7 protein-coding genes, 2 tRNA genes and 4 rRNA genes are annotated in these 15,097 nt (G+C 55.3%); 4 read left to right on the top strand and 9 right to left on the bottom strand.

Annotated features, from left to right (window positions below; all coding sequences use genetic code 11):
- Positions 1-16 precede the first annotated feature (16 nt).
- The 9 genes from C4J92_RS00605 to C4J92_RS00560 form a co-directional block, all read right to left on the bottom strand.
- The gene (locus C4J92_RS00605) at positions 17-1,897 is read right to left on the bottom strand and encodes a methyl-accepting chemotaxis protein (RefSeq protein ID WP_124360674.1); all 1,881 of its coding nucleotides are present in this window, start codon (positions 1,895-1,897) and stop codon (positions 17-19) included.
- A 274-nt stretch (positions 1,898-2,171) separates the two neighbouring features.
- Positions 2,172-2,287: ribosomal RNA gene (gene rrf, locus C4J92_RS00600) — 5S ribosomal RNA — on the bottom strand.
- Positions 2,288-2,396: 109 nt separating this feature from the next.
- Positions 2,397-2,512 (bottom strand): 5S ribosomal RNA (rrf, locus tag C4J92_RS00595).
- A 157-nt stretch (positions 2,513-2,669) separates the two neighbouring features.
- Positions 2,670-5,560 (bottom strand): 23S ribosomal RNA (locus C4J92_RS00590).
- A gap of 249 nt (positions 5,561-5,809) precedes the next feature.
- A tRNA-Ala gene (locus C4J92_RS00585) sits at positions 5,810-5,885 on the bottom strand.
- 30 nt (positions 5,886-5,915) lie between these two features.
- Positions 5,916-5,992: transfer RNA gene (locus tag C4J92_RS00580), tRNA-Ile, on the bottom strand.
- An 82-nt stretch (positions 5,993-6,074) separates the two neighbouring features.
- Positions 6,075-7,611, bottom strand: a 16S ribosomal RNA gene (locus C4J92_RS00575).
- Together the 16S, 23S and 5S rRNA genes with 2 tRNA genes alongside form the textbook arrangement of a ribosomal RNA operon.
- A gap of 564 nt (positions 7,612-8,175) precedes the next feature.
- Positions 8,176-9,396 carry a CaiB/BaiF CoA-transferase family protein gene (locus C4J92_RS00565; RefSeq protein ID WP_124369109.1) on the bottom strand — a complete coding sequence of 407 codons (1,221 nt, stop codon included), beginning with the start codon at positions 9,394-9,396 and terminating at the stop codon, positions 8,176-8,178.
- Positions 9,397-9,409: 13 nt separating this feature from the next.
- The gene (locus C4J92_RS00560) at positions 9,410-10,591 is read right to left on the bottom strand and encodes an acyl-CoA dehydrogenase (RefSeq protein ID WP_124360672.1); all 1,182 of its coding nucleotides are present in this window, start codon (positions 10,589-10,591) and stop codon (positions 9,410-9,412) included.
- Between the two features lie 157 nt (positions 10,592-10,748).
- Between C4J92_RS00560 and C4J92_RS00555 the strand changes: the two genes are divergently transcribed.
- The 4 genes from C4J92_RS00555 to C4J92_RS00540 all read left to right on the top strand — a co-directional run bounded on the left by C4J92_RS00555 (position 10,749) and on the right by C4J92_RS00540 (position 14,994).
- Positions 10,749-11,648 (top strand): LysR family transcriptional regulator, encoded by a 900-nt coding sequence (locus C4J92_RS00555; protein WP_124402616.1) that lies wholly within the window; start codon positions 10,749-10,751, stop codon positions 11,646-11,648.
- 452 nt (positions 11,649-12,100) lie between these two features.
- On the top strand, positions 12,101-13,222 hold the full coding sequence (locus C4J92_RS00550; RefSeq protein WP_124402615.1) for a Re/Si-specific NAD(P)(+) transhydrogenase subunit alpha: 1,122 nt from the start codon (positions 12,101-12,103) through the stop codon (positions 13,220-13,222).
- A 15-nt stretch (positions 13,223-13,237) separates the two neighbouring features.
- A complete protein-coding gene (locus C4J92_RS00545) occupies positions 13,238-13,558 on the top strand; it encodes an NAD(P) transhydrogenase subunit alpha (protein ID WP_003187417.1) in 321 nt (106 codons plus the stop codon).
- The gene (locus tag C4J92_RS00540) at positions 13,558-14,994 is read left to right on the top strand and encodes an NAD(P)(+) transhydrogenase (Re/Si-specific) subunit beta (protein ID WP_124402614.1); all 1,437 of its coding nucleotides are present in this window, start codon (positions 13,558-13,560) and stop codon (positions 14,992-14,994) included. The genes C4J92_RS00545 and C4J92_RS00540 overlap by 1 nt, the downstream gene beginning before the upstream one ends.
- Positions 14,995-15,097 lie beyond the last annotated feature (103 nt).

Here is a 15,097-nt window from a genome sequence, read left to right as displayed (position 1 = left end):
TCCGATACAGCGAGGATCAGATCTTGAAGCTGTCGACCAATTGCTTCAATCGACTGGCCTGCTGGGACAGCGCGTCGCAGTCTTTGAGCGTCTCGTTGAGATTGGCCACGCCTTGCTGGTTCAGCAGGTTGATCTGGTTGATGTCGACATTGAGGGTTTCAACCACCGCCGTTTGCTCCTCGGTGGCAGCTGCGACCGATTGGTTCATGCCATCGATCTCGACGATTCGCTGTGTCACGCTGACCAGACGCTCGCCGGCCTGGTTAGCCACTTCAACGCTTTCTTCGCTGGAGACCTGGCTGGCGTTCATGGTGGTCACGGCTTCACGCGAACCCACTTGCAGCGAAGTGATCATTTTGTGGATCTCTTCTGCCGATTCCTGGGTACGGTGAGCCAGGTTACGCACTTCATCCGCCACCACGGCAAACCCACGCCCTGCTTCGCCGGCACGGGCAGCTTCGATTGCCGCGTTAAGCGCAAGTAAGTTGGTCTGCTGGGAGATGCCCTTGATCACATCGAGAATGTGTCCGATGTTGTCGGTGCTGGCGTTAAGGGTTTCGATCTGGGTACAGGACAGGCTGATTTTCTGCGACAGTTCCGACATCGCCTGGATGGTTTGCTCGACCACTTTGCGCCCATCATCAGCTTGCTCACTGGCACCGCTGGCATGCTGCGAGGCATCAGCGGCGTTACGTGCGATTTCCTGGGTAGCGGCACCCAGCTCGTTGATAGCGGCAGCCACGCTGTTGGTACGTGCACTTTGTTCATCGGAGCCGATGATCGACGCGTTGGACGACGCCATTACGCGCTGGGACAGGTCATGCACTTGACGGGTGGCCGAGGACACTTCGGAAATCGAGGCGTGGATCCGCTCGACAAACTGATTGAATGCGCTACCGACTTCGCCGAACTCGTCTTTGCTGGTCACGTCGAGGCGGCGGGTCAGATCACCCTCGCCTTGGGCAATGTCCTGCATGGCAACGCCCATGGTGGTCAGCGGACGCAACAACACCTGAATCAGCACACTCAACAGTACGGCAATCGCCACCACGGCGATGAGCATTGCGATCAACGCTGAAGTGCGAAATTTACCCAGTGCGGCATAGGCTTTATCTTTGTCGATAGACAGACCGATGTACCAGTCAGCCCCCGGCAACCCGTTGATTGGTGTAAAGGACAGGATTCGGTCTTGTCCATTGAGGACAACCTCCTGGTTAACCTTCTCAATGCGCACCTGGGTGCCCGGGTAGATGTCCTTGAGGTTTTTCATCACCTGGTCCTGGTCAGGACTGACGATGACCTGGCCATCACCACTGACCAGGAATGCATGGCCAATACCGCCAAAATCTACCGAGTTGATGATCTTCACCAAGGTTTGCAGGCTCAAGTCGCCACCCACAACGCCCAACAACTCTCCGTTCTTCTTCACCGGCATGGCGATCGTCACGATCTGGCCGCCTACAGCCGCCATATAAGGCGGGGTAAGCATGGTTTTGTCGGCTGCTACGGCTTGCTTGTACCAAGGGCGCTGACGTGGGTCATAGCCTTCGGGCATCTTCGCGTCGGGGCGCTGGGTGAACACTCCATTGATTTGGCCAACGTAGGTGAACTGGAAGTTGGAGGTGAGCGCCGGTTGATCGACCAAGCCGGGAAGGTCGGCGGCGCTGCCTTGATGGGCAACGTTTTGTGCCAGGCTCTCGAGAACCAGGATGCGGCCGCTGAGCCAGTTCTGCACACTGCTGGCGGTAAGCTCTCCGGATTGCTGGATGGAGGACGCCAGGTTCTGCCTGATCGTGTTGCGCTGCAGGTAATCGTTGTAGAACGTGAATAGCGCGAAGGCCAGAACCACGACGCCTGACGCAGCCAACAGAATTTTATGACTGAACTTGAGATTCATTTCATCGACTTCTTTTGCCAAAGGGGGGTGAGCGTGCCGAGTGGAACATTCCATGTATCGCGATAGGCGGACTCTACGACCGCTCTATTTCGGTGCACGCATGGCTCGTCAGGCTTTCGGCTAGAAATCGATAAAACTTAGAGATTTGTGTGAATCTTCCGCTTTTAGCGTGAGAGAACGACAGGCGGTATGAGCACAGTCGACTATCAGCCACTTAGAGCCCTAAACGACAAAACCCCTGTCTGCGTGAGCAGACAGGGGTTTCGGAATTCAATCTTGACGATGACCTACTCTCACATGGGGAAACCCCACACTACCATCGGCGATGCATCGTTTCACTGCTGAGTTCGGGATGGGATCAGGTGGTTCCAATGCTCTATGGTCGTCAAGAAATTCTGTGTACCAGATCGTTGCGCTAGCAACGTACCGGTGAAATTCATGGACTTCTACATAAACAAAACCCCTGTCTGCGTACGCAAACAGGGGTTTCGGAATTTAATCTTGACGATGACCTACTCTCACATGGGGAAACCCCACACTACCATCGGCGATGCATCGTTTCACTACTGAGTTCGGGATGGGATCAGGTGGTTCCAATGCTCTATGGTCGTCAAGAAATTCGGGTACTGAGTCGTGGCCATATGGCCTCGCTTCAGCAAATTGGGTATGGGATAGAAGTCGGTGTTTTGTGAGTATCGAACTTTCGGTTCATTGCGTCTTCACACACCGCAATCTGATGCTCTTTCGAGTAGTCAAATTGCTTGGGTGTTATATGGTCAAGCCTCACGGGCAATTAGTATTGGTTAGCTCAACGCCTCACAGCGCTTACACACCCAACCTATCAACGTCGTAGTCTTCGACGGCCCTTCAGGGGACTCAAGGTCCCAGTGAGATCTCATCTTGAGGCTAGTTTCCCGCTTAGATGCTTTCAGCGGTTATCTATTCCGAACATAGCTACCCGGCAATGCCACTGGCGTGACAACCGGAACACCAGAGGTTCGTCCACTCCGGTCCTCTCGTACTAGGAGCAGCCCCTCTCAAATCTCAAACGTCCACGGCAGATAGGGACCGAACTGTCTCACGACGTTCTAAACCCAGCTCGCGTACCACTTTAAATGGCGAACAGCCATACCCTTGGGACCGGCTTCAGCCCCAGGATGTGATGAGCCGACATCGAGGTGCCAAACACCGCCGTCGATATGAACTCTTGGGCGGTATCAGCCTGTTATCCCCGGAGTACCTTTTATCCGTTGAGCGATGGCCCTTCCATACAGAACCACCGGATCACTAAGACCTACTTTCGTACCTGCTCGACGTGTCTGTCTCGCAGTCAAGCGCGCTTTTGCCTTTATACTCTACGACCGATTTCCGACCGGTCTGAGCGCACCTTCGTACTCCTCCGTTACTCTTTAGGAGGAGACCGCCCCAGTCAAACTACCCACCATACACTGTCCTCGATCCGGATAACGGACCTGAGTTAGAACCTCAAAGTTGCCAGGGTGGTATTTCAAGGTTGGCTCCACGCGAACTGGCGTCCACGCTTCAAAGCCTCCCACCTATCCTACACAAGCAAATTCAAAGTCCAGTGCAAAGCTATAGTAAAGGTTCACGGGGTCTTTCCGTCTAGCCGCGGATACACTGCATCTTCACAGCGATTTCAATTTCACTGAGTCTCGGGTGGAGACAGCGCCGCCATCGTTACGCCATTCGTGCAGGTCGGAACTTACCCGACAAGGAATTTCGCTACCTTAGGACCGTTATAGTTACGGCCGCCGTTTACCGGGGCTTCGATCAAGAGCTTCGCGTTAGCTAACCCCATCAATTAACCTTCCGGCACCGGGCAGGCGTCACACCCTATACGTCCACTTTCGTGTTTGCAGAGTGCTGTGTTTTTAATAAACAGTCGCAGCGGCCTGGTATCTTCGACCGGCATGAGCTTACGGAGCAAGTCCTTCACCCTCACCGGCGCACCTTCTCCCGAAGTTACGGTGCCATTTTGCCTAGTTCCTTCACCCGAGTTCTCTCAAGCGCCTTGGTATTCTCTACCCAACCACCTGTGTCGGTTTGGGGTACGGTTCCTGGTTACCTGAAGCTTAGAAGCTTTTCTTGGAAGCATGGCATCAACCACTTCGTCGTCTAAAAGACAACTCGTCATCAGCTCTCGGCCTTAGAATCCCGGATTTACCTAAGATTCCAGCCTACCACCTTAAACTTGGACAACCAACGCCAAGCTGGCCTAGCCTTCTCCGTCCCTCCATCGCAATAACCAGAAGTACAGGAATATTAACCTGTTTTCCATCGACTACGCTTTTCAGCCTCGCCTTAGGGACCGACTAACCCTGCGTCGATTAACGTTGCGCAGGAAACCTTGGTCTTTCGGCGTGGGTGTTTTTCACACCCATTGTCGTTACTCATGTCAGCATTCGCACTTCTGATACCTCCAGCAAGCTTCTCAACTCACCTTCACAGGCTTACAGAACGCTCCTCTACCGCATCACTTACGTGATACCCGTAGCTTCGGTGTATGGTTTGAGCCCCGTTACATCTTCCGCGCAGGCCGACTCGACTAGTGAGCTATTACGCTTTCTTTAAAGGGTGGCTGCTTCTAAGCCAACCTCCTAGCTGTCTAAGCCTTCCCACATCGTTTCCCACTTAACCATAACTTTGGGACCTTAGCTGACGGTCTGGGTTGTTTCCCTTTTCACGACGGACGTTAGCACCCGCCGTGTGTCTCCCATGCTCGGCACTTGTAGGTATTCGGAGTTTGCATCGGTTTGGTAAGTCGGGATGACCCCTAGCCGAAACAGTGCTCTACCCCCTACAGTGATACATGAGGCGCTACCTAAATAGCTTTCGAGGAGAACCAGCTATCTCCGAGCTTGATTAGCCTTTCACTCCGATCCACAGGTCATCCGCTAACTTTTCAACGGTAGTCGGTTCGGTCCTCCAGTTAGTGTTACCCAACCTTCAACCTGCCCATGGATAGATCGCCCGGTTTCGGGTCTATTCCCAGCGACTAGACGCCCTATTAAGACTCGCTTTCGCTACGCCTCCCCTATTCGGTTAAGCTCGCCACTGAAAATAAGTCGCTGACCCATTATACAAAAGGTACGCAGTCACCCAACAAAGTGGGCTCCCACTGCTTGTACGCATACGGTTTCAGGATCTATTTCACTCCCCTCTCCGGGGTTCTTTTCGCCTTTCCCTCACGGTACTAGTTCACTATCGGTCAGTCAGTAGTATTTAGCCTTGGAGGATGGTCCCCCCATATTCAGACAAAGTTTCTCGTGCTCCGTCCTACTCGATTTCATGACTAAGAGATTTTCGCGTACAGGGCTATCACCCACTATGGCCGCACTTTCCAGAGCGTTCCGCTAATCTCAAAGCCACTTAAGGGCTAGTCCCCGTTCGCTCGCCACTACTAAGGGAATCTCGGTTGATTTCTTTTCCTCAGGGTACTTAGATGTTTCAGTTCCCCTGGTTCGCTCCATACACCTATGTATTCAGTGTAAGGTAACCATCTTATGATGGCTGGGTTCCCCCATTCAGACATCTCCGGATCAAAGTCTGTTTGCCGACTCCCCGAAGCTTTTCGCAGGCTACCACGTCTTTCATCGCCTCTGACTGCCAAGGCATCCACCGTATGCGCTTCTTCACTTGACCATATAACCCCAAGCAATCTGGTTATACTGTGAAGACAACATTCGCCGAAAATTCGATCATACTCAATTAAGAGCGACTCACAAATTTTACCTTAGCCTGAGCCGTTACCAGTGAAAGTAACGTTCAGTCTATCTTTCTATCACATACCCAAATTTTTAAAGAACGAACTAGTCAAAGACTAGAAATCAACATTCACCATCACAACGATGGAATGCTCATTTCTAAGCTTTCTACAAACAGAAGCAGTAGTGGTGGAGCCAAACGGGATCGAACCGTTGACCTCCTGCGTGCAAGGCAGGCGCTCTCCCAGCTGAGCTATGGCCCCGTATTTCTACAGGCGTTTCCCACACAAAATTGGTGGGTCTGGGCAGATTCGAACTGCCGACCTCACCCTTATCAGGGGTGCGCTCTAACCAACTGAGCTACAGACCCAATTTCGGGCTGCTTCTTTTCGTCTTCTTCAATGAATCAAGCAATTCGTGTGGGAGCTCATGGAGCAGCTGATGTCGTCGATTAAGGAGGTGATCCAGCCGCAGGTTCCCCTACGGCTACCTTGTTACGACTTCACCCCAGTCATGAATCACACCGTGGTAACCGTCCTCCCGAAGGTTAGACTAGCTACTTCTGGTGCAACCCACTCCCATGGTGTGACGGGCGGTGTGTACAAGGCCCGGGAACGTATTCACCGCGACATTCTGATTCGCGATTACTAGCGATTCCGACTTCACGCAGTCGAGTTGCAGACTGCGATCCGGACTACGATCGGTTTTCTGGGATTAGCTCCACCTCGCGGCTTGGCAACCCTCTGTACCGACCATTGTAGCACGTGTGTAGCCCAGGCCGTAAGGGCCATGATGACTTGACGTCATCCCCACCTTCCTCCGGTTTGTCACCGGCAGTCTCCTTAGAGTGCCCACCATAACGTGCTGGTAACTAAGGACAAGGGTTGCGCTCGTTACGGGACTTAACCCAACATCTCACGACACGAGCTGACGACAGCCATGCAGCACCTGTCTCAATGTTCCCGAAGGCACCAATCCATCTCTGGAAAGTTCATTGGATGTCAAGGCCTGGTAAGGTTCTTCGCGTTGCTTCGAATTAAACCACATGCTCCACCGCTTGTGCGGGCCCCCGTCAATTCATTTGAGTTTTAACCTTGCGGCCGTACTCCCCAGGCGGTCAACTTAATGCGTTAGCTGCGCCACTAAGAGCTCAAGGCTCCCAACGGCTAGTTGACATCGTTTACGGCGTGGACTACCAGGGTATCTAATCCTGTTTGCTCCCCACGCTTTCGCACCTCAGTGTCAGTGTTGGTCCAGGTGGTCGCCTTCGCCACTGGTGTTCCTTCCTATATCTACGCATTTCACCGCTACACAGGAAATTCCACCACCCTCTACCACACTCTAGTCAGTCAGTTTTGAATGCAGTTCCCAGGTTGAGCCCGGGGATTTCACATCCAACTTAACAAACCACCTACGCGCGCTTTACGCCCAGTAATTCCGATTAACGCTTGCACCCTCTGTATTACCGCGGCTGCTGGCACAGAGTTAGCCGGTGCTTATTCTGTCGGTAACGTCAAAACAATCACGTATTAGGTAACTGCCCTTCCTCCCAACTTAAAGTGCTTTACAATCCGAAGACCTTCTTCACACACGCGGCATGGCTGGATCAGGCTTTCGCCCATTGTCCAATATTCCCCACTGCTGCCTCCCGTAGGAGTCTGGACCGTGTCTCAGTTCCAGTGTGACTGATCATCCTCTCAGACCAGTTACGGATCGTCGCCTTGGTGAGCCATTACCTCACCAACTAGCTAATCCGACCTAGGCTCATCTGATAGCGCAAGGCCCGAAGGTCCCCTGCTTTCTCCCGTAGGACGTATGCGGTATTAGCGTCCGTTTCCGAACGTTATCCCCCACTACCAGGCAGATTCCTAGGCATTACTCACCCGTCCGCCGCTCTCAAGAGAAGCAAGCTTCTCTCTACCGCTCGACTTGCATGTGTTAGGCCTGCCGCCAGCGTTCAATCTGAGCCATGATCAAACTCTTCAGTTCAAACATCTTTGGGTTTTTAAGAAACCCTAAACTTGGCTCAGCAATCGTTGGTTACATCTTTGATTTCTCGCGGAGTAACTTGTGATGCTGATAATCTTGTTGACTATCAGTCTGACTCCACAAGCACCCACACGAATTGCTTGATTCAGTTGTTAAAGAGCGGTTGGTTAAGAGCTATTCGTCTCAACCGAGGCGCGCATTCTACAGCAGCCTCATTTGCTGTCAAGCGGTTATTTTCATAAGTTTTCGAAGATTTCTTCAACAACTTCAACCACTTGCGCTTGCGATCTCTCGTAAGCGGGAGGCGAATTCTACAGCGTTACACGCTGCTGTCAACACCTCTTTTTCAACTTCCTTTTGGCTTCGATGGACTGAAGCAACTTGCTGTCGAAAACTACTTAACTCATTGTTTACCAAGAAGTTTTCCGTTTCGACTGCGCCGGAAGTGGGGCGAATTATAGGCGCACAGAATCTGCCGTCAACTTCTAATTTCGTTTTCTTATCAAATAGTTAGGATTGATCATAAAACGACCGACAGATACCTCTTCTATATAGAGAACGCACTCAGATGACGCCAGCCTCTCTTAAAGCAGCCACATTCAACGGCGTCAGCCCCAGCACACTCTGCAGCACTTGCAGCGTGTGCTCACCCAGCAGCGGCGGCGCACTGCGATACTCCACAGGCGTCTTCGAAAGCCGGATCGGGCTGGCAACCTGAGGCACCATCCCCGCCAAAGCATGAGGCAGCTCCATGGCCAACCCCCGCGCCTTGACCTGCGGATCAGCGAACATCTGCGCCAGATCATTGATCGGCCCACACGGCACGCCTACTTTCTCCAGTTGCGATACCCACTCTGCCGTGGTCTTGAAGACCGTCGCCTGACGAATCAACGGGATCAGCGCCGCACGATTGGCAACCCGCATCTTGTTAGTAGAGAACTGCGGATCATCCGCCCACTGTGGCTGCCCAGCCACCTCGGCGAATTTGCGAAACTGCCCGTCATTTCCCACCGTCAGAATGAAATCACCATCGGCCGTAGGAAAGTCCTGATAAGGCACGATATTCGGGTGCGCGTTGCCTAGGCGTTTTGGCGAGACTCCCGTCGTCAGGTAATTCATCGCCTGATTAGCCAGGCAAGCCACCTGCACATCCAGCAGCGCCATATCGATATGTTGCCCGCCGCCGTCGTGATCCCGGTGAGCGAGGGCCGCCAGGATAGCCACGGTTGAATAAAGCCCCGTGAGAATATCGGTCAATGCCACCCCAACCTTCACCGGCCCCGCGCCATCATCCCCCTCAGGCCGACCGGTCAGGCTCATCAACCCACCCAACCCTTGAATCATGAAGTCATAGCCGGCACGCGTTGCATAAGGCCCGGTCTGGCCAAAACCGGTGATCGAGCAATAGATCAGCTCCGGGTTTATCTCCTTGAGCGACTCATAATCCAACCCATACGCCGCCAGGCCACCGACTTTGAAGTTCTCGATCAGAATGTCCGACTTGGCAGCCAGGTCACGCACCAGCCTCTGCCCCTCAGGCTTGGTGAAGTCGATGGTCACCGATTCTTTATTTCGGTTGGCAGACAAGTAGTACGCCGCCTCACTGGTGTTCTCACCATAAGCATCCTTGAGGAAGGGCGGCCCCCAAGCGCGCGTGTCGTCTCCATTGCCTGGCCTTTCGACCTTGATCACCTCTGCCCCGAGGTCCGCAAGTATCTGCCCGGACCAAGGGCCCGCCAGTACTCGCGATAAATCCAGTACCCGCAGATGCGAAAGCGCGCCCATGCCCATGCTCCTATTAATAGAACGCCTGAAGACCGGTTTGCGCGCGCCCCAGGATCAAGGCATGCACGTCATGGGTACCTTCATAGGTGTTGACCACCTCCAGGTTGACCAAATGGCGCGCCACCCCAAACTCATCGGAGATGCCGTTACCACCGAGCATGTCCCGGGCCATGCGCGCGATATCCAGGGACTTGCCGCATGAGTTGCGCTTCATGATCGAAGTGATCTCGACCGCCGCCGTCCCTTCATCCTTCATCCGACCCAACCGCAGGCAGCCTTGCAGCGCCAACGTGATCTCGGTCTGCATGTCGGCCAGCTTCTTCTGGATCAACTGCGTCGCGGCCAATGGCCGGCCAAACTGGTGGCGATCAAGGGTGTACTGACGCGCGGTATGCCAGCAGAACTCCGCAGCGCCCAGCGCGCCCCAGGAGATGCCGTATCGCGCCGAATTCAGGCACGTAAAAGGTCCCTTCAAGCCACGCACATCCGGAAAGATGTTCTCTTCCGGTACAAAGACGTTATCCATCACAATTTCGCCGGTGATGGACGCCCGCAGGCCGACCTTGCCGTGAATCGCCGGCGCGCTCAGGCCTTTCCAGCCCTTCTCCAGGACAAAACCGCGTATGTCGCCGGCATCGTCCTTGCCCCACACCACAAACACGTCGGCGATCGGGCTGTTGGTAATCCACATCTTCGCGCCGCTCAGGCTGTAGCCGCCCTCCACTTTGCGCGCACGGGTGATCATCGCGCCTGGATCAGAACCATGATTGGGCTCGGTGAGACCGAAGCAGCCGATCCATTCGCCCGAGGCCAATTTCGGCAGGTACTTTTGCTTTTGCGCCTCGGTACCGAATTCATTGATCGGCACCATCACTAGTGAGGACTGCACACTCATCATCGAGCGATAACCGGAATCGACACGCTCGACTTCACGGGCAATCAACCCGTAGCTGACATAGTTCAAGCCACTGCCGCCGTATTGCTCGGGGATCATCGCTCCCAACAAGCCGGTTTCGCCCATCTCGCGGAAAATCGCGGGGTCGGTCTTTTCATGACGGAAAGCTTCAAGCACTCGAGGTGCCAACTTGTCCTGAGCAAATTGCTCGGCACTGTCACGCACCATGCGCTCTTCTTCGGTGAGCTGTTGATCCAGCAGCAGTGGATCGATCCAGTTGAAGCTTGCCTTGCCAGCCATGAATAAGTCCTCACGAAAAGAATCAAACGTCGTGCATGCAGACTAGGTCGGGACGGTGCAGAGGGCAAACGAGGTTTCTGCATGAGCCTGTGCTAATTTCTCACTTCGTGATGCTCGATAAGGCCAAAAATGCGCCTTACATGTGAGGACAATGTACATGCGCAGAAAAATCCCCAGCACCACCGCGCTGATCAGTTTTGAAGCAGCGGCCCGCCACGAGAGCTTCACCAAGGCGGCGCAGGAGCTTTCCATCACCCAAGGCGCGATCTGCCGACAGATCGCCAGCCTTGAAGAGTTTTTGAGTGTCGAACTGTTTCGGCGCTCGCGGCGCGGAGTGAAGCTGACCGAGGCGGGGCTGTCCTATAGCCGCAGAGTGGCTAAGCAACTGGACGCAGTGGAGCGCGACACCCTTTCCGTCATGGGCCAGCAAGGCGCGAACGTGATCGAACTGGCGGTGGTACCGACGTTTGGCACCCAATGGCTGATCCCGCGCCTGAAGGACTTCCAACAGCAGCATCCGGAAGTGACGGTCAACCTGACCAACCGCACACGCCCCTTCCTGTTTGCCGACACCGAGTTCGACGCTGCGATCTACTTCGGCGATGCCGACTGGTCCGGCACGGAATCCCATCGGCTCATGGGTGAAAACCCTGTGCCCGTCTGCAGCCCACGCTTACTCGGCGACCTTGCGCACTTCACTGCTAGGGAAATCGCCGAACTGCCTCTGCTGCAGCAGACAACCCGCCCTTATGCCTGGCGCCAGTGGTTCAACGCCCAGCAACTGAGCGTTCCCCGCGACATGACAGGCCCGCGTTACGAGCTATTCTCAATGTTGTCCCAGGCGGCTATGCATGACATGGGCATCGCGTTGATCCCGCCCTTCTTGATCCAGCCGGAGTTACAGGAGAAACAGTTGGTAATCGCCGCTAACCAGACCCTGAGCAGCGATAAGGCCTATTACTTGATGATTCCAGAACGAAAGGTCGAATCTGCCTCATTGCATGCGTTCCGAGACTGGCTTATCGGCCAATCTCAGCGCTACAACCCCAATATTTAAAGGCATATGGCAATTAATTGACCTTGTAGTCAGATAAATAAAAGCCCTACAGATATACGTAGATGTCGCATTTAAACAGACTGTACCTGCCGAACACAGATGAGGCTCAAAGCCATGATTTTCATGGCCTATAGCGACCATCACGGGTCAATAACCGACTATTCACCATAACCATGTAGAAACCGTATATTTCACTACAAAAGTGCTTAACAGCCTGTATTTAATAAGGTTATTCCTATGCGTTGCGACAATCAGTCACAGGGTGACTTGTAGTTAATTTTTCGTCACCCGTCATAATCCCTTGAAGGCCGTAAAGTTCGCCTGCAAAATGCCGCGCCCCGCTGTCATTTCAGCGGGATCGTGCTGATCGGCCGCCCCAGCTGCGCCACTCACGGCGCACTGGCCTTTTTACAAAAAGATCAAAAGCAAAAAGATCATGCAGGAGATTTGACGTGCACATTGGTGTTCCTCTCGAAACCCAGACCGGTGAAACGCGGGTGGCTGCCACCCCGGAAACCATCAAGAAGCTGATCGGCCAGGGCCATAAGGTCACTGTACAAAGCGGCGCAGGCATTAAAGCCAGCATCGTCGACAGTGCCTATGAAACGGCAGGCGCAACCATTGGCAGCGCCAACGATGCGTTTGGCGCCGAACTGATCCTCAAGGTGGTTGCCCCCAGCGACAGCGAACTGGCGCTGATCAAAAGCGGCACCGTATTGGTGGGCATGCTCAATCCGTTCAGCAACGAAACCATCGCCAAGCTCGCAGAACACGGCATCACGGCCTTCGCTCTCGAAGCGGCGCCACGCACCTCGCGGGCCCAGAGCCTGGATGTGCTGTCTTCACAAGCCAACATCGCCGGTTACAAGGCGGTATTGCTGGCTGCCCACCACTATCCGCGCTTCATGCCGATGTTGATGACCGCCGCAGGCACCGTGAAAGCGGCCCGCGTGCTGATCCTTGGCGCTGGCGTCGCCGGTTTGCAGGCCATTGCCACGGCGAAACGCCTGGGTGCAGTAATCGAAGCCTCTGATGTACGCCCGGCCGTAAAGGAACAGATCGAATCCCTCGGCGCCAAGTTCGTCGATGTGCCTTACGAAACCGATGAGGAACGTGAATGCGCGGTCGGCGTCGGTGGTTACGCACGCCCGATGCCCACCAGTTGGATGCAGCGCCAGGCCCTGGCTGTGCACGAGCGCGCCAGGCAAGCAGATATCGTCATCACCACGGCATTGATCCCCGGTCGCAAAGCACCGACCTTGCTCAGCGCCGAAACCGTCGCACAGATGAAACCGGGCTCGGTCGTCATTGACCTCGCGGCAGCCCAGGGCGGCAACTGCCCGCTGACGGTCGCAGATCAAGTGGTGGTGGAAAACGGCGTGATCATTTGCGGCCCGACCAACCTGGCCGGCGCCGTGGCCGCCGATGCGTCGGCCTTGTATGCACGCAACCTGCTGGACTTCCTGAAGCTGGTGTTCACCAAGGAAGGGCAGTTTGAAATCAACCTCGAAGACGACATCGTCGCCGCGTGCCTGATGTGCCGCGACGGCCAAGTCATCCGCAAAAACGCCTAAGCAGGGATTCAGACGATGGAAGAGCTTATCTCCCCCGGTATCTACAACCTGATCATCTTTGTGCTGGCGATTTATGTCGGTTACCACGTGGTCTGGAACGTGACACCCGCGCTGCACACGCCGTTGATGGCCGTGACCAACGCCATTTCGGCCATCGTGATCGTCGGCGCCATGCTCGCCGCCGCCCTCACGGTGACGCCGCTGGGCAAGACAATGGGCACCCTGGCCGTGGCGCTGGCAGCGGTCAACGTATTTGGTGGCTTTCTGGTCACACGCCGCATGCTTGAGATGTTCAAGAAAAAAGCCCCGAAAGTAAAAGAAGAGGCGCCAAAGTAATGAGCATGAACCTCGTCACGACGCTCTACCTGATTGCGTCGATCTGTTTCATCCAAGCCCTCAAAGGCCTCTCGCACCCGACCACTTCGCGGCGCGGCAACCTGTTCGGCATGCTCGGCATGGCGCTGGCGGTACTCACCACCGTCGGCCTCATCTATAAGCTCGGCGCTGAGCTGGCGACTGCCGGTATCGGCTACGTGATCGTCGGCCTGCTGGTCGGCGGCACCGCCGGCTCGATCATGGCCAAGCGCGTAGAAATGACCAAGATGCCGGAGCTGGTAGCCTTCATGCACAGCATGATCGGCCTGGCCGCAGTGTTTATTGCCATCGCAGCTGTGGTCGAGCCGCAATCGCTGGGCATCGTCAAACACCTGGGCGACGCGATTCCTGCGGGCAACCGTCTGGAGCTGTTCCTCGGCGCCGCCATCGGCGCAATCACCTTCTCCGGTTCGGTGATCGCCTTCGGCAAGCTGTCGGGCAAGTACAAGTTCCGCCTGTTCCAGGGCGCGCCGGTACAGTTCGGTGGCCAGCACAAGCTCAACCTGGTGCTGGGCCTGCTCACGCTGGGCCTGGGCCTGGCGTTCATGTTCACCGGCAACCTGACGGCCTTCGCAGTGATGCTGGCCCTGGCCTTTGTCCTGGGCGTGCTGATCATCATCCCGATCGGCGGCGCCGACATGCCGGTCGTCGTGTCGATGCTCAACAGCTACTCCGGCTGGGCAGCGGCGGGCATCGGCTTCTCGCTGAACAATTCGATGCTGATCATCGCCGGCTCCCTGGTGGGTTCCAGCGGCGCGATCCTCTCGTACATCATGTGCAAGGCGATGAACCGTTCCTTCTTTAATGTACTGCTTGGCGGTTTCGGCAACACGCCGGACGCCGCCGCTGCGACAGGCGCTAAAGAAGCACGGCCGGTGAAATCCGGCTCGGCCGACGATGCCACGTTCCTGCTGACCAACGCCGACACCGTGATCATCGTGCCGGGCTACGGTCTGGCAGTGGCCCGGGCGCAGCACGCGCTCAAGGAACTGACCGAGAAGCTGACTCACCGCGGCGTGACAGTGAAGTATGCGATCCACCCGGTGGCGGGCCGTATGCCTGGGCACATGAACGTACTGCTCGCCGAAGCAGAAGTGCCGTATGACCAGGTGTTCGAGATGGAAGACATCAACTCCGAGTTCGGCCAGGCCGACGTGGTACTGGTGCTGGGCGCCAACGATGTGGTCAACCCGGCCGCCAAGAACGATCCGAACTCACCGATCGCCGGCATGCCGATCCTTGAAGCGTTCAAGGCCAAGACCATCATCGTCAACAAGCGCTCGATGGCCAGCGGCTACGCGGGGCTGGATAACGAGTTGTTCTACCTGGACAAGACCATGATGGTCTTCGGTGATGCCAAGAAGGTCATCGAAGACATGGTCAAGGCAGTCGAATAACACTGCGCCAGCGCAATACCCCAAACCCTGGCCTCACGTAGGCTGGGGTTTTTTCGTTCCCATGCTCTGCGTGGTAATGCAGCCGGGGGCGTTGCACGCCCCG

The organism is Pseudomonas sp. R3-18-08, from assembly GCF_003852065.1.
Lineage (GTDB): Bacteria > Pseudomonadota > Gammaproteobacteria > Pseudomonadales > Pseudomonadaceae > Aquipseudomonas.
The sequence above is the reverse complement of the archived record's forward strand: the minus strand, read 5'-3'. Positions and strand labels throughout refer to the sequence as shown.

Coding starts and splice junctions, on each gene's coding strand:
- C4J92_RS00545 (WP_003187417.1), top strand. CDS start 13,238: ATGGAAGAGCTTATCTCCCCCGGTATCTACAACCTGATCATCTTTGTG.
- C4J92_RS00540 (WP_124402614.1), top strand. CDS start 13,558: ATGAGCATGAACCTCGTCACGACGCTCTACCTGATTGCGTCGATCTGT.
- C4J92_RS00605 (WP_124360674.1), bottom strand. CDS start 1,897: ATGAATCTCAAGTTCAGTCATAAAATTCTGTTGGCTGCGTCAGGCGTC.
- C4J92_RS00560 (WP_124360672.1), bottom strand. CDS start 10,591: ATGGCTGGCAAGGCAAGCTTCAACTGGATCGATCCACTGCTGCTGGAT.
- C4J92_RS00565 (WP_124369109.1), bottom strand. CDS start 9,396: ATGGGCGCGCTTTCGCATCTGCGGGTACTGGATTTATCGCGAGTACTG.
- C4J92_RS00555 (WP_124402616.1), top strand. CDS start 10,749: ATGCGCAGAAAAATCCCCAGCACCACCGCGCTGATCAGTTTTGAAGCA.